The organism is Virgibacillus dakarensis (assembly GCF_900155625.1).
GTDB classification, from domain to species: Bacteria; Bacillota; Bacilli; order Bacillales; family Amphibacillaceae; genus Lentibacillus_C; species Lentibacillus_C populi.
In genome coordinates this window covers 861,259-882,991 of record NZ_LT732553.1, presented here as the reverse complement: position 1 = coordinate 882,991, position 21,733 = coordinate 861,259, and the positions used below count along the sequence as shown (strand labels likewise).

Here is a 21,733-nt window from a genome sequence, read left to right as displayed (position 1 = left end):
CTCATTTTCGTAACACTTTATCCATAGTATTTAAGTTGAAATCATGCTACACTAAGTACGATTTTACTGATATGGAGGATTACATATGATAAAAGGATTCAAGTTGCTTTTCCCCGTAGCCTTATTGGTCCTGTTTTTAAGCGCTTGCGGTGATAAATATGAAGGTGATTTTTCATACGAAATTAAGGATTTCACCTTTACTAATCAGGATGGGAAGGAAATTAGTAAAAGTGATTTGGAAGGGAAATTCTGGGTTGCAGACCTTGTTTTCACAAATTGTGAGACGGTATGCCCGCCTATGACCTCCAATATGGCAAAATTACAAAAGCAATTAAGTGATGCTGGTCTTGATGATGTTCAATTAGTTTCCTTTAGTGTCGATCCAAAAAGAGATACGCCAGATGCATTGAAAGAATATGCCATGTCAAGAGGTGCAGCAAACCTTGATAATTGGCATTTATTCACAGGATACGATTTCGATACGATTAAAGAGTTTTCTATAAAATCGTTTAAATCACCACTAGAAAAGGATCCCGACTCAGACCAGGTTTTACATGCAACAAGTTTTTTTCTCGTTTCTCCTGAAGGAAACGCCATCAAACGATATGACGGCAGAAAACCTGGTGACATGGAGAAAATAGTCCAGGACATAAAGGATATGCAATAGGCTGCAAACGGAGCAGAAATTTACTGCTTCGTTTTATTTTTTTGTACGATCGGATCTTGAAAATGGACAGGCTTTCCTGTACGATATAGACAAGCTACCCGAAAGACCGAAAGGAGGGAAAACGATGGATGATAAATCGATTTCATTAAGTGAACTGGCAAAAGCACTATATACCATTAATCGCCATGCTAAAACTGCACCTGATCCAAAACACCTATATTTTATTAAGAAGGAAACCATTAAACAGCTTTTACAGAAGAAACATGCAATAAAAGTTGGCCTTCACTTTTCCGATCATCCAAAACTCAGCAATCAGCATTCAACACTACTTGTTAAAGTGGATAATTACTATTTTCATATACCCCCGACGAAAGAAGACTTCAAAGAGCTTGAGCACCTTGGTACACTTGATCAGGACTTTCGAAATCCTCGAACAAAAATGTCACTTTCACAAGCAAAAAAAATAATCTATCGTTATATTGATTGGAAGCCAAAAAATGAGTCAAAGCAGACCCGGAGAAAACAGTATACCTCTTCCTACTATACTCCGTCATCTCTCGGGAAAATGGAGTGGCCTCCAAAAAAAGCACACCGTAATTACTAATGGAAATCAGGAAAAGAGCGCATGTAAATTAAATACATGCGTTTTTCATGTTTTAAACGGTTCTGAATAAGGAATTGGTATTATATGAGGAGAGGATAACATGCGGATAGAATTAAAAGATTTTTTGTATGAGCTTGGTAAATACGCTGACCAAACCCATATTTTAAAGGACAAATATGAAAAACTGGCAGATGATGAAAAGGTATTCGTTTTACAGCATTCCCCTGATAATCAGCTCTCACCAATCGTACAGGACAAACTGGCATTTGACTGGTTATCAACAATGCAGCAGGAAATTGGAGCAGCGGACGAAAAATAGCGTATGAACCGAAATCATACGCTTTTTTTCTTGCCCCTTTTTACGATTACTTCAAAAATCCGGACAATAAATAACATACAACCAAAAGCTGCCAAACTTTGCAAGGCTGTCCGAATCAGACTACTTATTACATCATCCGACTGATGGACACTAAAGCCCAGCATACATATTAAAACAAGCATGCTTGTAATCAGATAACTTATAACCTTAGTCGACTGTAACGCAACAAACCAATGAATAATTGGCTGTATTATATAATAACAGGTAAAAATTCCGATAAAAATGACAATAAAATAGAGTTGCTCTTTCGTTAAGCCTAGAGATAGCAGCTGCGTCAGACGAATCCAGCTGAAGCCGGTAAATATCATGACACTTGTCCCTCCCCGTTTTTATTAGTAACCAGCTTTAACGAATAGTTGCTGTTATATACAAGGACTTCCCACTTCTGTTAGCAAGGATGGATTGTGTGTTGTCTAACTCTATCAACGCTACCTTTCCGGCAAAGAGTGGACAGCATCATTCTTACAATTAATCATTAATCAATCTACATATAGATTGAACGATATGACTTTTCATATCGATTAAAACCAATTTTGAATGTAAATCACTTAAAATGCTTTGTTTCGCATCTCCCTTCCCCATCCAGCTCCCCCCTTCTAGTCATATAAACATGTTCAAATCATGAAAACAAAATCTGTACCAAACCGCTCTATTAAGGATGAGTCTATAATCAATTGAAGCTAAACAACACTTACCACTATTTTCCAATTCGTTCATATAGTATTTACAGTTATTTTAATATGGCAGGATGGCGGATCTTGTAACAGTATCTCTCTAATCTCGTCAATGTTCACTTCTTTAAAAATTTTGGGCTTGGTGAAATGAATAAAAAGTCGTTATACATTCGAGAAAATCTCCCATTAGTGAAATTATTAATGTACAAATTCAATATTTTTAGCTGTCCGTTTAGCAATAGATTTCCCCATTATTTGCTCAACAAGATAGAGAGTCATATTAATCCCCGAAGAAACCCTACTATCATGCACGACTTTGCTGTCTGAAACAACTCTAATATCAGGGTGTTTTTTTTGTAATATTTTCAATGCTAAATGATGAGTTGTTGCCTTCTTCCCATCTAACAAACCGGTTTTCCCCAATATAAATGCTCCTGTACAGATAGAGCATATGTATTCAATACTACTATGTTTAATAATCCAGTCTTGTATCTTTTGATTTTTAACCACAGATTGTACTGCCCTTAAGGGGCCACCTGGAATTATTAGTATATCTAATTCCACTAGCGTTGCATTAATTATAACTAATAATAAAAAATGTTGGTAATGTTCAATTTTTAACTGTCTAGACAACAAAAAATCCTTTATAATGAATAGGTCAGGTGGTTTCCTGTCCAAATCCAATATAAAGGACCATATCATGGACAAGAATACACTAAAATCAGCATTTGGTAAATGGATTGCACCTATAAATTCTAAAAAGCTTTTTGACCAAGTTAAAAATCTAAAACAAGATAGCTATACCAAAAAACTTACGACTGAAGCCTATATTAAACTGATGCTTTATGCACAAGTACATGAAACGGAAGGGCTTCAAGCACTAAGTGATGCTTTATTGGATGCGGACTTTCAGAGAGCTGTTGGTTTTGAATCGATTAGCGCATCTCAGCTCTCACGCAAGAATAGAGAAATAGATCCATCCATATTAGCAACCCTATTTTTAGATCTTGTTTACCAGATACGCGGATATCACAATAAAGCCTACAAGCATATGCCGTTAAAAATCATTGATTCGAGTACATTGCCTCTTAATTTAACCAATTATAAGTGGGCGAAATTCCGCAAAACAAAGGCTGGTGTCAAGTTACATTTGCGCCTTGTTTTCATGGATAAAGAAACGGTTTATCCTGAAAAGGCTGTCATTACAGTAGCGAAAGAACATGATCGTAATCAACTTGAAGTCCTTGTTGATGACAAGGAAGCCATGTATGTCTTTGATCGCGGCTATATGGACTACGAACGTTTTGATCGGATGACGGATGATGGATACTTCTTCGTATCCAGACTAAAGAAAAATGCCGTCATTCGTGAAGTATGTTCATTCTCGGTTCCAGCTGAATCAATGGTTTTAACCGATAGAATGGTTTACATAGGCTCCACACAAAAACGTTGTGAAAACGTTTTTCGTCTTCTCGAAGTGATGGATACGAAAGGAAATATCCTTCGATTGATTACCAATCGATTTGACTTGGAACCACAAGAAATTAGTGATATTTATCGATCACGCTGGGCAATTGAACTGTTTTTCAAATGGTTAAAGCAGCACGTGGAAATCAAACATTTTTACGGAATGAGTGAAACAGCTTTACAAAATCAAATCTATATAGCACTCATCACCTATTGTTTACATGTGCTTATCCAACTGGAAACGAAAAGCAAGAAATCGTTGCTTCGAATTACCCGTTGGTTAAAGGCTGCACTATGGAAGCCAGCTTACATTTGGCTTCACAGATTTGAAAACAAAACAGTTCCGTAATAAGTAACAGTGTTGTAGGTCGTATCAATTCGTATTAATTGTATAATTTTACCAAATGGACGGTGCCACCTTTGATTGGACTTTGACTTTTTGGCAAAAATTACGGGAATAGTAGTTACTGAACATTTTGACTATATTTATGCAATGCTAGTGATCTAATTCAGGGCTATTACCGATACTAAAATCAGGTTCTACTTTTATCCCTGAATGAGTTTTTATTTGCATTCCTGTGTCTGTAATTGTAAATACCTCAAATGGTCTCGTATGTAACAAATGCTTTTTGTAAAGGGTAAACGCTTCTTCAACTTTGCTATTGCTGGTTAAGGATAACACTTCTGCCGGACCAGCAAAGTCTAAAATATCTACAAAATCATAAAGTAAAATTCCCACTTTTCTTTTTTTCATATTATTTCTCCCCGTATCAAAACACTTTACTTAAGCGTATTATACAACCTATTCATGTCCCCGATTACTTAACCTCTTTTCTCTACAGATAAGGGTTTGAAGTTATCGCTCCCTTTTCCAAGCTCACACACTACTTACGACTTTTATCGTACACGGTGTTCCAACTAATCCAATCGATATGTATGGCCGGAACACCAACAGGTCACTTCAATGAGATAAACCCTAGACATTTTATCCAGCCTACTTTCAGCTATGCGGACAATTAGGGTTCACGTTTCTCATGAACCCAATTGAAACACAATATCCTCTACTTTAATGGCCATTATTTGCAAGTCATTATTCTTTTTTACCTTTGAAAAATTTTGCTTTTCGAAAAACCCGACCGATCTTTTCAAAGCCTCTAATACCACAAAATTGAAACCGACATAATTGGATATATAGATACAATCATCAAGGGCAAATAATAAAAGTAACTCAATTAATCCTTTATTTCTATATTTATCATCAATTCCTATGTAATGTAGCCTTATGGCGGGAAAATGTTGATTACCTAATAATGTTGAAACATCCCCCCAACCCTCACTATTTCTTTTTGACCTCGTCAAATTAACGTAATCCGTAAACAATGTATAATACCCTAGAAGATTATCCTTATAGTAATATAAATGTGTTTTGCAAGCATGGTGCTTTTCTAATCTGATCGCTTCTTTTTTAAAAACTGTTCTACTTTGGGCTCTGAACATTTAAAAAGGTCAACATCTCTCATATGTTCTTCGCCAAGAGATGTTGACCAAATAAATTCGGTACTTATTATTTTTTCGGCCATGATTTCGGCATCCTTTTTTTCATTTGACGGGCTTTTTTTATTTTTTTTCTCATTTCAATCATTCCATCTTCATCCACTGTACTTTTGTCATTCGCCCAACGAACAAATTCCTTATAATCTTCTTCATTATCGAATCTTATATCCATAGGCTTATACTCTGCTACCTTTGGCATATTTATTCGTCCCCCTTCGCAGCATAAGCTCACCTCCATTAAAGCCTATGCCAACTTATATCTTCATTATGCATGGATATAGTCATTGTTTCAATTTAAATTAATTTTTTTCAGAAAACTCGCCTTATATTATCGGATTTACCTGGGGCAACTATATTCCGGGAGTTACTCATGCCATTCATAAGAAAAATTTCCGCCAAAGCATCTGGTCTAGCACCTTCGCAAACTTTTAATCTAATTTTTTTGGACAATCATGTATATTACTAGATTTTCTTGGCAAGCCTTGCAATATAGCAATCTACCAATTCAGGAGGACGAACGATATGAAAAACAAACTTATTATTGGCATTGGTTTTTTTATTTGCCTATTTATCTTTATTCCAACAGTAAATGCGGAAAGTGGTCAATTGTACAAAGTCGAAACGTCAACAGCAGAACTGCGGGCCGAACCTGGGCAGGAGGCGGAGATCATTGCCGAATTGGAAGGTGGAGACGATATTACGGTGTTCCAGCAATCGTTTGGCTGGGGAAGGACCTTTTATAATGGCAAGGAAGCGTGGGTAGCATTATATAAACTCACCGAAATCAAAGAGGAGAAGGAGACTACGGATACAGAGAAGTCGGCGGAGAAAAAAGCGGATCACGAAAAAGTCCCCGGTGGAACGAAAATGAAACCCGAAGATTCAGACTCACCTTCAAGTCAAGTGAGCGTCGAAAATAATAAGCCAGTTAAAGAAACCAAAGTGGATCAAGACCAGTCTGATTCACCGGCTGCAGCTGAAGCGTGGGATGTTGCCAATGGAGCGGAAGGACGGCTTTTATCCCCCGTGCAAATAGAAAATAAAGACAAGCAGAAGGATCAACGTGATAATAAAGCACTGGCTGGTCATCATGTTGTGATCGATCCCGGCCACGGCGGAAAAGATTCGGGAGCAATTGCCCAAGACGTATATGAAAAAACACTGACACTGGCCACCGCAAAAGAAGTAGCAGATAAATTGCATGATGAAGGAGCGTCTGTTACCTTAACTAGAACAGATGATACTTTTATCTCCTTGGATGAACGGGTACAGATTAGCACTAACCATGATACCGATGCCTTTATCAGCCTGCATTACAACGCATTTACCAAACCGGCTGTCAAGGGGATCAGTTCCTATTATTATGCAGGTGATAACGACCAGAAACTTGCCCGCTCCATTCAATCATCATTGACCAAAAACGTCGGCCTTCATGATCGTGGAGTAAATCAAGCCAATTTTCAAGTATTGCGGGAAAACAGTGATCCTGCCGTACTAATCGAACTTGGGTTTATTAGTAACCCTGACGAACGAAAGACTATCCAAACGGCAGCCTATCAGAAAAAAGCAGCAGATGCCATTACATCCGGATTGGAGAATTATTTTACAGACTGATATTGAAATCGGCTAATAGCCGATTTCAATATCAGCCTTTTTTACAGATTTATATACCCCCTAGCGTTGATAAACGATTTTAATTTATGATTAAATACAGATTATTTGCTATACTCTAGAGGTAGACGTTGACTATTGATTGAAGGGAGCATAATAATTTGAATAAAGCGTTTATCTACATTATTCTCGGGGCGGCACTTTGGGGGACAATTGGCTGGTATGTAAAGCACTTATATACATTTGGTTTTACACCAATGGAGGTCGTCACATTACGCGCCTGGTCAACCGCCATTCTGATGCTGCTTTACATGATGATGACAACCCCAAAGAAATTAAAACTAAAATCGATTTCTGATATAAAATATTTTTTGGGTACCGGTATTTTAAGTATCATTTTTTTCAATTATTGTATGTTCACAGCAATTGAGCTATCGACAATTCCTGTTGCCACTGCCCTGCTCTATACAGCACCGGCGTTTGTAACCATTTTATCATTCCTATTATTTAAAGAACCATTAACAAAAGTAAAGCTGATGGCATTATTCATTACCCTGATCGGTACCTGTTTTGTTGTTGGCCTGATTCCGCTTCAATTAGCATCCCTTCAATTAGGTAGTTTATTATTCGGAATCGGCTCCGGGGTCGGCTATGCCCTGTATAGCATTTTCAGTAAGTTTGCACTAAAAAAATACTCCAGTTTGATCATTACGACTTACACATTTGTGGTCGCAGCCATTGTCTTATTGCCGTTTTTTCCATACAGCGAAATGGGGCATTTGCTGCTGGAGCCAGCGGTGCTTTTCTATGCATTTGGTCTGGGATTTCTCCCGACGGCGTTAGCTTATATTATTTATACATATGGATTAAACCAGACAGAGGCATCGAAAGCATCCATTTTAACAACGGTTGAACCGGTTGTCGCAACACTGATCGGTATCTTCATTTTTCATGAAGCATTTTCCTTTTTCCAAATGGTCGGGATGGTTTGTATTATTGGAGCAGTAATAATAATGCAAGTATATGCCAAGTCCCCAAAAATTGCTGCTGAAATAGAGGAACACTACTCAGCAAAGCAGCATTATTAAAAGTGAGTGTTCAAAAAGTCGCCGAATGAGCAGGCCGGCTAAGGTCTCAGGCGTCCTGTTACAACGCCGGCACTAGCACTTCCTGTGCGTCGCAAGAAGGTCGAGGCGGCGTAGCTCCCGGCACTGGGCTTGTACAGGAAGTGCTAACTTCTGCTGTTAGCGATTGTCGTGGGCGGTTTTAGCAGAAGATCCCCTAATGTCAACTCTAGAGTTAGCCGCTTATCATTTGATGAATTTTTGAACATCCTCTAAAAGTTTCTCGTCCACATGTATTTTCCCTCCTCGATTAGAGGATACTAATCGGAAAGTCAGGTATTGGGGGCATACGTATGGAAGAGAAAAAGAAACTGGATTTGCTTTCAATTGCTTCAGTTCCTTTGGTGATGACATTGGGGAATTCCATGCTAATCCCGGTATTGCCGATGATGGAGAAAGAATTGAAGATTACCTCGTTCGAGTCCAGTTTAATTATTACTGTTTATTCCATTATCGCAATTATTCTTATCCCAGTTACCGGTTATTTGTCAGACCGGTTTGGCAGGAAAAAAGTAATGATCCCAAGTCTGATTATTACTGCGATTGGCGGACTTATCAGTGGTCTGACTGCCATGCTGCTGGAAAATTCGTATTACTGGATTTTAATCGGCAGGTTTATCCAGGGAATTGGTGCGTCTGGCGCATTTCCAGTTGTACTTCCATTAATTGGTGATATGTTTAAAGATGACCGGAAAGTTAGCAGCAGCTTAGGGCTGGTGGAAACTTCAAATACGGCTGGAAAGGTACTAAGTCCCGTTATCGGTGCAATACTGGCAATGATTGTCTGGTATGTACCGCTCTTGGCTATTCCCGTTTTCAGCTTTATCTCGCTTATTCTTGTTTTCTTTTTACTAAAAGCACCAAAACAACAGGAAAATCCGGTTGCCTTCCGTGAATTTCTGAACACGACCAAAAAGCTGCTGGCCGAAAAAGGAAGATGGCTTTATGCAATCTTTGTAATCGGTGGAATTCTCATGTACGTCTTATTTGGCGTTTTATTTTATTTATCCACACTGCTTGAGGACACGTACAATATAACAGGAGTAATGAAGGGGCTTATTCTTGCTGTTCCCCTGCTTGCATTGTCTTCAGCCTCCTTTTTGACTGGAAAAAAGATTGGCAAGAACAAACAAGTGATGAAATGGCTTTCTTTTTCGGGTTGCTTATTATTATCGTGTTCCGTGTTTGTTATCAGTTTTTCAGAGCATATTGATCTGCTTATCGGTAGTTTAATTTTTAGTGGAATTGGGATTGGGATAACCCTTCCATGTCTTGATACTTTTATTACGGGCGGCATAGAAAAAGAACAAAGGGGAACAATCAGTTCCATCTACAGCAGCATGCGATTTATCGGTGTTGCACTAGGTCCCCCGCTATTTGCTGTCATTATAAAAACATCACATCAAATTCTTTTTCTATCAACTGCAGGTGTTTGTGTGGTTGCCTCGGTTCTTGCGCTTTTATCCATTAGACCAGCGAACCTGCAAAAGGCCAAGTCAAGCAAATAAGTTTTTAGGTACGTTACGATGTAAACAAACATTTCCTTGATACGTGTGATTTTGATCACGACATGAATCATTGAAAAGCATTATCATGTAAGCAAATCCACTAAGGAGGAAATGATAATGGGTACATTTACTGCTGAACATACACCAGCTGAGATTGTAAAGCTATTTCCAAAAGCAAGTGATTTATTCAAACGACGTCGTATCGATTTTTGCTGTGGTGGCGACAAACCGCTAAGTGAAACATTCACAAAAAGGAATTTGAATGAAACAGCTGTTTTAACCGAATTAAATGATGCATACGATACATGGCAAAACAGTGATCATGACGTAGTCGACTGGAGTGCTGTTCACCCATCAGAACTGATTGATCATATCGTTTCTACACACCATGCATACCTGAACGAAGAGCTTCCCGCTTTAGGGAAATTTGTAACGAAAATCCTGCGTGTTCACGGTGAAAAGCATAAACATTTACAAGAATTACATCGTCTGTATAACGAATTTAAAGTGGAAATGGAAGAACATATGATCAAGGAAGAAAATGAAGTATTCCCGCTTATTAAGGAATACGAAAAAAACCCAAGCGAGGAACTTCTGAATCATATTCGGAAGGCGAATGGCGGGTTGGGTGACGAACATGTAGCAGCTGGCAACTTTTTAAAGCGCATGAATGAAATTACAAATGGGTTTGAACCCCCAATAGACGCCTGCAATTCCTACCGCATTACCTATGCAAGGCTTGCCGATATGGAATCAGACACATACGAGCATGTTCATTTAGAGAATAACGTGTTATTTAAAAACTTGGCGTAAAGACTTTTCGCTCTCATGATAACAAAACTCCCCCCTTTTCCTTACAGGGGGGAGTTTTTATCTTTGTTCCTGCATATCATAGTACAGAAACATTTTGTGTCACTTTTTATTTATCTTTTTATCTTGTATCTTAAGTTACGTTTTAACCTATGTTATTATTGGATAAAGCTTTTTGTTTTGCTAGTACCAATTTTGCTTGTTTTTTTTCTAAGCGCATTTCAATTTGGTTGATACTTTTTTGATCTTGCAATAGTTCTTGTCTATTTTGCTTTACAAGTTGTTCAAAAGTTTGTGATTTCGGTCTCATTTTGCTACACTCCTTATTTATTGTTAACTCTATTATACCCTATTTTCTGCATTACAAATCGAAATTGTATGAACTTTTTGTTAACATTTTTTGAAAAGGTGGTAATAATTTGCAGCAGTTAATTAATCAGCAAGTAAAAAACATTGAAATATCCGGGATCAGAAAATTTTTTAACATGGTGGCAGATGAAACAGATGTTATATCCTTAACGATTGGGCAACCCGATTTTTATACTCCAGAACATATAAAGAAAGCAGCAACACATGCTATCGATCAAAACAGGACAACATATACACATAATGCAGGTATTTTAGAACTAAGAAAAGCAATTGCCGCCTTTAATGAGGCAAATTACGGGATCAGTTACAACCCCGAAACAGAAATCATCGTAACAACTGGTGCTTCCCAGGCGATTGACATAACCTTTCGTACGCTTCTGAACCCTGGTGATGAAGTTATTCTTCCTGGTCCGATTTATCCAGGCTATGAGCCTTTAATTACGTTGGCAGGTGCAAATGTGATTTATGCCGATACAACAAAAGATAATTTCAAGCTAACCAAGGATAACTTGAGCAACCATATTACAGATAAGACAAAATGTGTTGTACTGCCATATCCGTCAAATCCTACAGGGGCCTCTTTTACCAAAGATGAACTGCAGGAGCTGGTAACTGTTTTAAAACAGCATAACATTTTTATTGTCGCCGATGAAATATACAGTGAATTAGTTTATGATTACCGGCATGTTTCGATCGCAAGCTTCCCCGAAGTCCGTGATAAAACAATTGTTATCAATGGATTATCCAAATCACATGCCATGACAGGATTTCGGATTGGTTATGTCCTTGCGCCTTTTTGGCTCCGGGAACATATGCTGAAGGTTCATCAATATAATGTCTCCTGCGCATCATCCATTAGCCAGTATGCCGCACTTGAAGCATTAACCACTGGTGCAAACGACTCTGCTGCCATGCGTGATGAATATCGCAGGAGACGTGATTATGTTTATGAAAAATTAATCCATATGGGGTTACATGTAAATAGACCTGACGGGGCATTCTACTTCTTCCCGAAATTCCCGAATGCTGCGGTAAATTCATTTGAGTTGGGAATCCGTTTAGTTCGTCAAGGAAAAGTTGCGTTAGTACCCGGGGATTCGTTTTCCTACTTAGGTGAAGGATACATGCGGCTGTCATATGCGTACGATTTACCTACAATAAAAAAAGGATTAGCCAATCTTGAGACTTTTTTGAAAACGGGGAATTTATAGTTCAACGTGGGCACCTTTTGGGTAAAAGGTTGTCCAGGTTGGATATTCATCCATCGTTTCAATACTTAACCTTCTCTTTTTGTTTTATTTGTTCGTACAAATTTAAAAGTTTATCCAATTCCTGACTGGTTGTTATCGATTCCATACTAGTGAACCCTTTTGTCATAGCAACTTCAGTCATTTTTTTTCGTAAAAATTCGATGCGTTCCAGCAGATTCTCGATATCATTCATTTTTGCTCAAACGTACCTCCTTAATAAAGTTGATCAGCCATTTAACTTTAGCATAGTTATACAAATATTGACAAGTCTAAATAATTTTGTAACGGTTCATTCGAAAACAATGTTGCAAAAGGAGGTAGTCTAAAAGCAACAACACCACCTGTCATATGGATCTTTTGAACATTTTCACAAAGTTATTTCTCGTCCCTCCAGCAACGTTATGTTACCATATTATTAGGTGTGCAACAAAGAAAGGATGTTTCCATTGGTTGAGACAAAAAAGAAAAATGAATGGGTTGAATGGGGCAAAGCCATTTTTATTGCCATCCTACTTGCATTTTTTTTACGGACTTTTGTATTTGCTACTTCCATTGTCGAAGGAGAAAGCATGGAGCCTACTTTAGAAAATGGTGAGCGGGTAGTTTTTAATAAATTTATTTACCTTTTCGGTGAACCTGCACGTGGAGATATCGTCATTATTCAACGTCCAATCAAAAATTATGTAAAAAGGGTTATCGCATTACCAGGTGAGACAGTTAAAATGCAGGAACATCAGTTATATATCAATGGAGAGAAATACGAAGACACTTTTGTCAGCCAGGAAGCCATAAACCATACAGGCAACTTTGGACCTGTTCAGGTACCTGAAGATTGTTATTTCGTGATGGGAGATAACCGTGCAATAAGCAAAGACAGCCGAAATGGTTTGGGTTTTATTAATAAAGATACCATTATCGGGAAGTCTGAGTTTATCATCTATCCATTTGAGGAATGGTCAAGAACAAAATAAGAAAAAGTTTTAGCCTTTTTTAGCTTAAGGCGGGAAGCAGAAAACAGGGTCAGTCACAAAGCGTGGCTGACCCTTAATCCACGTATAGCTCCAGCGCCCAGAATCTTTTGTTTCTTCTTACTCATTATCAAAAATACAGTACCCGATATTCAGCAGTACGAGTACTAAGCATATAATTCCAAAGGCTGTTTCCCACATGAGCACGTACCCCCTCTATGTAATTTAAAACAAGCGGCAAAACATAACATAACAGCTTTTCATTATTAGCATACCAATAATTCAAGAAGAAATAAAGTGAAACTTCATTAAGTGACGGTTTCAACTAAATGCTAGTTGAACAACTCGGACTTTTACAGGTAGTTGTCCCCTACTCACCTTCCTATATTCTTTTACAGTCCGCAAGTGGGAATCTTACTGCCCGTTAAGGCGGGATAAAGCAGCATAATTGTATTGTTCCCTTTTTTTATGAACTAATGAAAACGTCCATACATTTTGTGTACATTTACATATAGTATAACTGTAAACGTCCAGGAGGTGAAATACGATGTCATTTGGTTATGGCGGCTTCGGCGGCGGTTGTGGCTGTGGCGGTGGCTACGGGTACGGTGGCTACGGATATGGCGGCGGTAATAACTTCGCGTTAATTGTAGTACTTTTCATTCTTCTAATCATAGTCGGAACAGCCTTCTATTGCTAACAAACAATTCCAGCTTGTGCTAATGCACTTAGCACAAGCGTTTTGTTATGATGAAATATGCCCTCATATATCAATCTCCTTCCGTTTGCTTGACGAAGGAATCTTCAGTTCTTCACGATATTTCGCAACTGTTCTTCTTGAAATAGTAATTCCTTTTTTTGTTTTGAAATAATCGGCTATCTTTTGATCGGAGAATGGCTTTTGTTTGCTCTCATTTTCAACGATATCCTTTAATAATAATTTAACCTTTGTCTGTGATGCCGAATTCCCATCACTTGTTGCCAGTTTGGAAGCAAATAATGATCGAATATCGTATGCGCCTTTTGGGGTTTGAATTACCTTATTCATGGTTGCTCTTGAAACAGTTGATTCATGCATATTAATTTCATCGGCTACCTCCTTCAAGGTTAGCGGCTGCAGGGCTTGAAATCCATTCATCAGAAAACGGTACTGCTTACGTACGATGACATTGACAATCTTTAAAATAGTTGATCGGCGCTGTTCCAAACTGTTAACCAGCCATTGGTAGCTTTTATAGTTTTCCTGAATGTAGCTGGATACCTCGTTTTTGCTTGTTAAAAAGTCTGCATACTGACTATTCAATCGAATTTGCGGTAAATACCCATCATTTAAATAAACGGAAAACCCGTTTCCTGCAGGCTCGACAATAATGTCCGGGTTTAAATAGTCAGCCTGAAAGTTGGATATACAACTACAAGGCTTTGGATCAAGATTCTGAAGACAATCGTTAACTATTTTCACCTCAGATAAAGATACGTCCAACTGTTTGGCAATCGTATTCCATTTTTTATTCGCCAATAGATCCAAATGCTCCCTAATCACACATTCCAGTAAAGGTTCTTCAGGATAATAATGGGTTGCCTGCAGCAGCAAGCATTCCTGTAAATTCCTTGCACCAACCCCAACCGGTTCCAACTGCTGTAACAGCTTAATCCCATTGTCTATTTCTTTTTTATCAATAGAACTATTTTCGGCGATTTCTTCTGTGTTTAATGGCAAATAACCATTTTCATCTAAATTCAGGATAAGATAATGGACTACTCTTCGTTCATCTTCCGTAATATCAAGCCACTGCATTTGTTCAATTAAGTTTTCCCGCATCCCTTTTTCCTGATTTGCAATATAATCAAATGTATCTGCGGTTTTATTGTTTCGATTGGGTTTATGATAAGGGACATCAGGGACTTTTTCCTCTAATTCGATTAAGGGATTTTCCAATTGCTGATCCTGCAGAAACTGATATAACTCATATGTGGAATACTGTAATAACTGTATAGCCTGTCGCAATTCAGTTGTCATTACTAGATTCAGTGTTTGTTTCTGTTGAAGTACAAGTTCCATTTTATTCTCCCCCCTGATAGCTTCATCAACATAGTGAATCCGCTTTCAATATATTATAATACTTTTTAGGGAAATAATCGATGGGTATGTAATTTAAGTTTACCTTTTTTCGCCGCATAAAACGGAATTATTTCACCTTAAGAGTCCTTTAGAAGGTTTTTTTTCGTTTTTATTGAAGGAAGCAAATTTTTAACCAGCACAAATAGACATACTTATCAGTATGTTTTTTCTTACTATTCAATTAATAAATTCAGAGTTGTAATGTTAGCTGCCGTGAACTTACTGGTTTCTCTATGTATTTAAAATGCCGAATGCCATGTTTGTCTTTTATCAATATGGCTTCCATCCCCGCTGAAAAACGATATAGAAACATCTTAATTTTATCCTTTGCTTTAATCCCTTTTGCCCGTTCAATCACGTCATGGAAAAATCCATTCTGCTTTTCTACTTTCAGCGTCATAAACGTTATCATAATGGAAACGAGTAAAAACATTCTTTTCAGTCTTGGCAATGTACGAACCCGAACATTTTCTAAGTCAAATTCCTGCTTTTGAACGCGAAACATTTCTTCGATACGCCATCTAGTAATATAAGCTTTCAAAATAGACAGGACCTCTTCCTTTTTTTGAACCCGTTTATTTGTAAGCAGCACCATCGGCTCTTTTCCGTATCCATACACCACAACCATAGTGAATTTTTGACCCTTTAGCGAAGGAATTTCCACAGTAAGATGAGAGACTTTCAAATCATATACGGTTCCCTTTATTTCAGAACGAAAATTGATTTTCCCTTTCCTTCTGATCGCTAAGTTGTGTACAGGGAATTTTTTATTCTGGTACAATAAATTCCGATTTTTCTTCAAACGAATGATAAAGTTATTTTTCTGCTTGAGGATCTTTTTCATGACTTCTATATTGTCATACCCACGATCCATCACAAAGGTTGCCTTCTTTGCCTCTACAAGTTGATTCACGTAATCCAAGCCCTTGTATGTTTCTTCATTTTCGCTGACAAATCCCTTTTCGGCGGCGGAGTACAGATGGGAATAAATTGAAATCGGGTGCTTTGTTTTCGGAGCCACGGCAATCATGTTGGTTGTCCAATATCCATTGCCTATCTTTCCTGTTGAACCATCTCTCACTTGTCCAAGTGCTTCCATTTTACTGGCAGTAGATTTCACAATCTCGGAATTATCGACTAAAACCAGATTATCTTCCTCTTGTAGAAAAGGTTTTACCATTTCCTCATAGTTCTCCAACAGCTCGGATGTTTCGTGAAATTCGTCCATGCGATTGGACAGTCGCTTGACGGTTTGTATCGCTTCAATGGGTTCTTCCAGAGCGCGTGCAATTTTAGTAAGCAAAACAGATCTGCCTTTTGCTAGTCCAAATAACATGTCCAGGATAAAGTTTTTGTTGGGTTTTTGCAGCCCTTGGGTTAATTTGGACGCAAAATGAAAAATGGAACGTTTTGTGGTATAAATTGATTGGTTAAATGTGTTATGATTAGACATAAAGAGTCTCCTTTTTGTGTTCATATATTTTGTTTTAACCCAATAAAATTTTAACACATTTAGGGAGGCTTTTTATTTTTCTTTTTCAATAAATGACGTACATTTTAAGCAAAAAACGTTAAAATAGGCATCAAAAAGTTCATTTATCACTAGAACTTTTCGATGCCTATTTTTTGTTGGAAGTCAATCATTATTTTTAGGTAAACTTAAAGTATGTAAAGTTTTTTAACAAAAAATCGAGTTTGGCAAGGTAATTTTCCAATTACATTCATAGCAGGTGTTCCGAATATTAATTAAAAAAATAGGTAGTCCCTGATCGCCGAACCACAACCCAGAAGTTGCATCGTTGCAAGGTTTTTTAGGGCTTTTTTTATTTAGAAACTCAAAGGATATTCACAAGGCGCAAATTTAGTTATAGTGCGTGTTCAAAAATTCGCCGGATGAGAAGGCCGTTTTTTTATTATCGTCTCCAACGACTTATGAATATCTACCTGGAAAATTTGAATAGCTAAAGGATTGCGCTTTCAAGTAAATCATTAAAACAGGAGGCAACACGTTTTAATTCCCCCATGGGGCGTTTAAAATATATCTAATTTTAATAGGTTTCTGCTATAATAAAAGAAAAAAGATAAAGAGGGATCAAGCATGTTGTTAAAAAATTTCTTCATTGGTCTATCACAAAACCAGCTTCTAAATAGTCTCGCCAAAAAATATGGTACCCGTCTCGGAGCACAATCTGTTGTTGCTGGAACCAATATGGAAGAGATGATCCAAAGTGTGAAAGAGCTAAATGCGCAAGGCATCTCTGCAACAATCGACAATCTGGGGGAATTTGTTTCAGAGAAAAAGGAAGCGACAGAAGCAAAGGAACAGATCATTGATGTAATTGAAGCAATCCATGAAAATAACGTTGATGCTCATATTTCCTTAAAACCGACACAGCTCGGACTTGATATTGATTACAATTTCTGTTTTGACAATTTAAAAGAGATTGTGACTAAGGCGGATCAATATGAGATATTTATCAATTTTGACATGGAGGATTATGACCATTTACAGCCATCCTTTGATCTTATCGATGAATTGTCGAAGGAGCACAACAATATTGGCACAGTCATTCAATCCTATTTCTTTGAGTCAGAAGCGAATATTAAAAAATATAAAGATTATCGTTTGCGTATTGTAAAAGGTGCATATAAAGAGTCCGAGAATTTGGCCTATCAGGACAAGCAAGATATTGATCATAACTTTATCCAATTGATTGAATATCACTTGTTAAACGGAAAATTCACGTCGATTGCAACTCATGATCATCATATTATTAATCATGTTAAGCAGTTTGTGAAAGATAACAATATTGCAAAAGACAAATTTGAATTTCAAATGCTGTATGGGTTTAGGAAAGATTTGCAGCTTCAACTAGCAAACGAAGGCTATAATTTTTGCACCTATGTACCGTTTGGCAGTGACTGGTACGGCTATTTCATGCGCCGCCTTGCCGAACGCCCGCAAAATATCAATCTGGTAGTCAGACAGGCATTCAACAAAAAAACCAACACTGTTATTGGTGTTGGGATTGGAGCGTTTTTACTTGGAAGGCTTAGTAAAAAAATAAATAGGTGATGATAGAAAGATGCGCCCCGCATCTTTCTTTCTTAATAAACACCGTTTTCGTGTACAATTAATATTGCTTCCCGCAAATGGACTAACACCTGATGATGTATAGGTTCTGTAAATTTAACCAGATAGATAACCCTCCTCCTAAGTCAAACCGCTATCCAATAATAATCCGCTCTTTTGGATAATGATATTTTCCTGACTTCTTATTTTTCTTGAACATAAGTAAAAATGTTATTATACCGACCCTGCCGATAAACATAAGGATCATGAGAATTATTTTGCTTAAAACGGTTAGTTCGCTTGTAATTCCGAGTGACAGACCGACCGTTCCGAATGCAGAAGTTACCTCAAATAAAAGCGCTGATAACGAAAACGGCTCCATGATCGACAACACAAGCAAAGAACTATAGACAAAGATGATAGCCATTAATGTGACGGTTACCGCCTTTAACAGATCTTCTTCGTGGACTTCCCGTCTGAATAAACGAATACTGTTACCGCCGCGGGCAAATGTGATCAGAAAGATAATCACCAGCGCGAAAGTGGTCGTACGTATCCCCCCACCAGCACTGCTTGGTGATGCACCGATAAACATTAAAAAAGACATAAAGAGATGATTTTGTTCCGTCAACTGGCTAACATCCATCGTTGCTAACCCGCCACTTCTCGTTGTTACAGATTGAAACAAAGAAAAGAAAAGAATTTCATGCCATGATTTATCGGCAAAAAAATGTCTGAAATCAAACAAGGTAATAAAAATAGTACCGATTACAATTAAAGCAAAAAAGGTGATTGTTGTGACTTTCGTAAACAGGGAAAATCGAAAGCGCTGATGATTTCCTGTTTTTGAAAACAAGTACTGCTTCACCTCTACCAAAACCGGATAGCCAATTGCACCAAATATGATGAGCAGCATATTGATAAACTGGACAAAATAATCATCCTGAAATCGAATCAGCGACTCACCGGTAATATCAAATCCTCCGTTTGTTGTCGCACTAATCGAACCAAAAAAACCATTCAAATATGCTTCGCCTGCTGTTGGGAAATATTGGAGAAAATACGTCCCCAAGATAATAAATCCAATAAATTCGATTGTTAAGATAACTAACAGAATTTGCTTGATTAATCGAACCATTCCTTCAAAAGTTGTCTGATTTTGGTCCGTCATAATTAGCCGACGTTCTTTCAAGCCAATTTTTTTCCCTAACAATAGCCAGATGAATGTGCCGATCGCCATTACGCCTACCCCACCTAATTGCAGAATCAGGGCAAGCAGAATAATTCCAGTTGTGCTAAACGTGTCTACTATGCTTATCGTACTAAGACCTGTAACACTCATTGCACTGACAGCGGTAAACAGAACATCTATCAGCGGGACATCAACCCCATCTTTATGCGCTACTGGTAATGCCAGCAGAATGGTTGAAATGACAACGGCAAGAAAATAAAACACCAGGATAAGCTGTACCGGTGATAATTTATTTACTAACTGGATTAATGGATGTTTCGAAAGCATGATGTAGTTACTCCTTATTACTTCAATTATTATATCAGTTGTTTCTTAAAAACTTAATCTCATTATAGCAGGCGTATTTCATTAATGCTTGCTTTTTCGGTAATTTTATATTTTTACCTGTTCCAAAAAAGGTGTCCAAGCGCAACTACTTTACCAATTCTATTTTAGCTGAAATGAAACCTTCCAATGATTTCAAACGTACCTATTTAAGGGAACAGTTCCAACATCGTATTATGGATAGGAGTAACGAAATATGAAAAATAAACAAAACAGCCTGAAAACCTTTATCTCACTCTTATTATCAACCAAGATTCCAAAACTGGCACTGACTATTGGTTTAATTGCAAGTGTTCTTACGACATTTGCGGGGTTAGCTGTTCCATTGCTCACAAAAAATTTGGTAGATGGCTTTTCGGTATCCTCGCTAAGTGCTCCACTTATCATCGCTATTGTTTCAGCTTTTATTATTCAAGCGGTTGTCAATGGGTTATCAATTTACCTTTTGACCGCTGTTGGACAAAAGATTGTTGCTAAGCTGCGTGAAAATATGTGGGTGAAGCTTATTCGATTACCTGTCAGTTATTTCGATAAAACGTCCAGTGGAGAAACGGTAAGTCGTGTTGTAAATGATACGAGTATCGTAAAAGACCTGATCTCGGACCATTTCCCACAATTTGTTACAGGAATTATTTCAATTATAGGTGCAATTACAATTTTACTAATTATGGACTGGAAAATGACATTGATGATGCTGCTTTCTGTTCCAGTAACCATTTTAATTATGATCCCATTGGGACACAAAATGGCGAAGATATCCCGTGGCCTTCAGGATGAGACGGCTTTATTTACAGGTCATATTCAACAAACACTAGGCGAAATTCGTTTAATGAAAGCATCTACCGCGGAACAAACCGAGAAAACGAAAGGTCTATCCGGAATTGAAAAACTACTAGGATTTGGATTAAAGGAGGCTCGTATCTTTGCGCTAATTGCTCCGATTATGTATCTAGTCATCATGGTCGTTATCGTCATGATTATTGGATATGGAGGAATGCGGGTTGCAAGTGGAACCATGTCAACAGGTTCACTCGTAGCCTTTTTACTCTATCTTTTCCAAATCATTATGCCAATAACTACATTTGCTATGTTTTTCACCCAATTACAAAAGGCAAAAGGAGCAACCGAACGTATTATTGATATTTTAGAATTACCATTAGAAGAAGGGAGAGATGGGTTGGACATCGATGTCGCAAACAAATCGATTTATGTTTCGAATGTGTCGTTTGCGTATAGTAAAGATGAACCTGTCTTGGAAAATGTGACTTTTACAGCCCAGCCTGGAGAAAAGATCGCTTTTGCGGGACCTAGTGGCGGTGGAAAAACAACATTATTCGGTTTACTAGAACGATTTTATAAGCCGACTACAGGAGAAATCCGAATCGGCAATACCTTTATCCAGGACTTATCCATGGAATCCTGGCGCAGTCAAATTGGTTATGTTTCTCAGGAAAGCGCCATGATGGCAGGTACGATTCGCGCCAATTTATGTTATGGTTTAAAGGATTGGGAAACGATACCGGACGAACGCTTGTGGGAAGTAGCTACAATGGCTTATGCAGATCAATTTATCAAGTCATTTTCAAATGGATTAGATACAGAAATTGGTGAACGCGGTGTCAAACTGTCAGGTGGACAAAGACAACGCATTGCCATTGCACGTGCCTTCTTGCGCGATCCCAAAATCCTTATGATGGATGAAGCAACCGCAAGTCTGGACAGCCAATCCGAAAGTGTTGTCCAGCAAGCATTAGCCCGGCTAATGGAAGGAAGAACCACATTTGTCATCGCTCACCGATTATCGACCATCGTGGATGCAGATAAAATTATATTTATTGAAAATGGGAAGGTAACTGGAAGCGGCACTCATCAGGAATTGACACAATCACATCCATTGTACCGCGAATTTGCCGAACAGCAGTTACAATAAATACAGGGAAGTTCCCGAGGTAATTGGGGACTTCCCTGTATTTATGA

At 37.9% G+C, this 21,733-nt stretch carries 23 protein-coding genes; 13 read left to right on the top strand and 10 right to left on the bottom strand.

The window, feature by feature from the left end; all coding sequences use genetic code 11:
* Positions 1 to 85: 85 nt before the first annotated feature.
* From CZ382_RS04415 to CZ382_RS04405, 3 genes are all read left to right on the top strand, one after another.
* On the top strand, positions 86 to 667 hold the full coding sequence (locus tag CZ382_RS04415; RefSeq protein ID WP_088050005.1) for an SCO family protein: 582 nt from the start codon (positions 86 to 88) through the stop codon (positions 665 to 667).
* 124 nt (positions 668 to 791) lie between these two features.
* Positions 792 to 1,271, top strand: coding sequence for a YkyB family protein (locus CZ382_RS04410; RefSeq protein WP_088050004.1), 480 nt, complete (start codon positions 792 to 794; stop codon positions 1,269 to 1,271).
* Between the two features lie 100 nt (positions 1,272 to 1,371).
* The gene (locus CZ382_RS04405; RefSeq protein WP_088050003.1) at positions 1,372 to 1,590 is read left to right on the top strand and encodes a hypothetical protein; all 219 of its coding nucleotides are present in this window, start codon (positions 1,372 to 1,374) and stop codon (positions 1,588 to 1,590) included.
* Positions 1,591 to 1,604: 14 nt separating this feature from the next.
* Here the strand turns inward: CZ382_RS04405 and CZ382_RS04400 are convergent, their stop codons facing one another.
* Complete coding sequence (locus CZ382_RS04400) at positions 1,605 to 1,958, bottom strand: hypothetical protein (protein ID WP_088050002.1); 354 nt, start codon at positions 1,956 to 1,958, stop codon at positions 1,605 to 1,607.
* 564 nt (positions 1,959 to 2,522) lie between these two features.
* Positions 2,523 to 2,957 carry a DJ-1/PfpI family protein gene (locus tag CZ382_RS04395; protein WP_159457763.1) on the bottom strand — a complete coding sequence of 145 codons (435 nt, stop codon included), beginning with the start codon at positions 2,955 to 2,957 and terminating at the stop codon, positions 2,523 to 2,525.
* 67 nt (positions 2,958 to 3,024) lie between these two features.
* Between CZ382_RS04395 and CZ382_RS04390 the strand changes: the two genes are divergently transcribed.
* Positions 3,025 to 4,140, top strand: coding sequence for an IS4 family transposase (locus tag CZ382_RS04390; protein ID WP_088049901.1), 1,116 nt, complete (start codon positions 3,025 to 3,027; stop codon positions 4,138 to 4,140).
* Between the two features lie 147 nt (positions 4,141 to 4,287).
* Here CZ382_RS04390 and CZ382_RS04385 read toward each other — a convergent pair whose 3' ends face one another.
* The 3 genes from CZ382_RS04385 to CZ382_RS04375 all read right to left on the bottom strand — a co-directional run bounded on the left by CZ382_RS04385 (position 4,288) and on the right by CZ382_RS04375 (position 5,544).
* Positions 4,288 to 4,545: a type 1 glutamine amidotransferase family protein gene (locus tag CZ382_RS04385; protein WP_088050000.1), complete on the bottom strand. Its 258-nt coding sequence runs from the start codon at positions 4,543 to 4,545 to the stop codon at positions 4,288 to 4,290.
* Positions 4,546 to 4,823: 278 nt separating this feature from the next.
* Entirely contained in the window at positions 4,824 to 5,171 is a 348-nt protein-coding gene (locus CZ382_RS04380; protein WP_088049999.1) for a hypothetical protein, read from the bottom strand.
* Between the two features lie 184 nt (positions 5,172 to 5,355).
* The gene (locus CZ382_RS04375; RefSeq protein WP_088049998.1) at positions 5,356 to 5,544 is read right to left on the bottom strand and encodes a hypothetical protein; all 189 of its coding nucleotides are present in this window, start codon (positions 5,542 to 5,544) and stop codon (positions 5,356 to 5,358) included.
* A gap of 323 nt (positions 5,545 to 5,867) precedes the next feature.
* Between CZ382_RS04375 and CZ382_RS04370 the strand changes: the two genes are divergently transcribed.
* From CZ382_RS04370 to ric, 4 genes are all read left to right on the top strand, one after another.
* The gene (locus CZ382_RS04370) at positions 5,868 to 6,959 is read left to right on the top strand and encodes an N-acetylmuramoyl-L-alanine amidase (RefSeq protein WP_088049997.1); all 1,092 of its coding nucleotides are present in this window, start codon (positions 5,868 to 5,870) and stop codon (positions 6,957 to 6,959) included.
* Between the two features lie 158 nt (positions 6,960 to 7,117).
* Positions 7,118 to 8,044 carry a DMT family transporter gene (locus CZ382_RS04365; protein WP_088049996.1) on the top strand — a complete coding sequence of 309 codons (927 nt, stop codon included), beginning with the start codon at positions 7,118 to 7,120 and terminating at the stop codon, positions 8,042 to 8,044.
* Between the two features lie 329 nt (positions 8,045 to 8,373).
* Entirely contained in the window at positions 8,374 to 9,588 is a 1,215-nt protein-coding gene (locus CZ382_RS04360) for an MFS transporter (protein WP_088049995.1), read from the top strand.
* Positions 9,589 to 9,702: 114 nt separating this feature from the next.
* The gene (gene ric, locus CZ382_RS04355; protein WP_371871339.1) at positions 9,703 to 10,401 is read left to right on the top strand and encodes an iron-sulfur cluster repair di-iron protein; all 699 of its coding nucleotides are present in this window, start codon (positions 9,703 to 9,705) and stop codon (positions 10,399 to 10,401) included.
* 142 nt (positions 10,402 to 10,543) lie between these two features.
* Here ric and CZ382_RS04350 read toward each other — a convergent pair whose 3' ends face one another.
* On the bottom strand, positions 10,544 to 10,708 hold the full coding sequence (locus CZ382_RS04350; protein WP_088049993.1) for an FbpB family small basic protein: 165 nt from the start codon (positions 10,706 to 10,708) through the stop codon (positions 10,544 to 10,546).
* 109 nt (positions 10,709 to 10,817) lie between these two features.
* On the opposite strand from CZ382_RS04350, the gene CZ382_RS04345 reads away from it, so the two are divergent.
* Positions 10,818 to 11,978 carry an aminotransferase A gene (locus tag CZ382_RS04345; RefSeq protein WP_088049992.1) on the top strand — a complete coding sequence of 387 codons (1,161 nt, stop codon included), beginning with the start codon at positions 10,818 to 10,820 and terminating at the stop codon, positions 11,976 to 11,978.
* Between the two features lie 58 nt (positions 11,979 to 12,036).
* Here the strand turns inward: CZ382_RS04345 and CZ382_RS04340 are convergent, their stop codons facing one another.
* On the bottom strand, positions 12,037 to 12,210 hold the full coding sequence (locus CZ382_RS04340) for an aspartyl-phosphate phosphatase Spo0E family protein (protein ID WP_088049991.1): 174 nt from the start codon (positions 12,208 to 12,210) through the stop codon (positions 12,037 to 12,039).
* Between the two features lie 253 nt (positions 12,211 to 12,463).
* Between CZ382_RS04340 and lepB the strand changes: the two genes are divergently transcribed.
* Together lepB and CZ382_RS04330 are read left to right on the top strand one after the other, a co-directional pair.
* The gene (gene lepB, locus CZ382_RS04335) at positions 12,464 to 12,988 is read left to right on the top strand and encodes a signal peptidase I (protein WP_088049990.1); all 525 of its coding nucleotides are present in this window, start codon (positions 12,464 to 12,466) and stop codon (positions 12,986 to 12,988) included.
* Between the two features lie 544 nt (positions 12,989 to 13,532).
* Positions 13,533 to 13,685, top strand: a complete 153-nt coding sequence (locus CZ382_RS04330; RefSeq protein WP_088049989.1) for a YjcZ family sporulation protein — start codon at positions 13,533 to 13,535, stop codon at positions 13,683 to 13,685.
* Between the two features lie 63 nt (positions 13,686 to 13,748).
* Here CZ382_RS04330 and rpoN read toward each other — a convergent pair whose 3' ends face one another.
* Together rpoN and CZ382_RS04320 are read right to left on the bottom strand one after the other, a co-directional pair.
* Positions 13,749 to 15,047: an RNA polymerase factor sigma-54 gene (gene rpoN, locus CZ382_RS04325; protein ID WP_088049988.1), complete on the bottom strand. Its 1,299-nt coding sequence runs from the start codon at positions 15,045 to 15,047 to the stop codon at positions 13,749 to 13,751.
* A gap of 250 nt (positions 15,048 to 15,297) precedes the next feature.
* Positions 15,298 to 16,560 (bottom strand): transposase, encoded by a 1,263-nt coding sequence (locus CZ382_RS04320; RefSeq protein WP_159457745.1) that lies wholly within the window; start codon positions 16,558 to 16,560, stop codon positions 15,298 to 15,300.
* 645 nt (positions 16,561 to 17,205) lie between these two features.
* Between CZ382_RS04320 and CZ382_RS04315 the strand changes: the two genes are divergently transcribed.
* Positions 17,206 to 18,183: a proline dehydrogenase family protein gene (locus tag CZ382_RS04315; protein WP_088049987.1), complete on the top strand. Its 978-nt coding sequence runs from the start codon at positions 17,206 to 17,208 to the stop codon at positions 18,181 to 18,183.
* Positions 18,184 to 18,334: 151 nt separating this feature from the next.
* Here CZ382_RS04315 and CZ382_RS04310 read toward each other — a convergent pair whose 3' ends face one another.
* Positions 18,335 to 19,699 carry a TrkH family potassium uptake protein gene (locus CZ382_RS04310; protein WP_088049986.1) on the bottom strand — a complete coding sequence of 455 codons (1,365 nt, stop codon included), beginning with the start codon at positions 19,697 to 19,699 and terminating at the stop codon, positions 18,335 to 18,337.
* Positions 19,700 to 19,952: 253 nt separating this feature from the next.
* Between CZ382_RS04310 and CZ382_RS04305 the strand changes: the two genes are divergently transcribed.
* Positions 19,953 to 21,686 (top strand): ABC transporter ATP-binding protein, encoded by a 1,734-nt coding sequence (locus CZ382_RS04305; RefSeq protein WP_088049985.1) that lies wholly within the window; start codon positions 19,953 to 19,955, stop codon positions 21,684 to 21,686.
* The last annotated feature ends 47 nt before the right edge of the window (positions 21,687 to 21,733 follow it).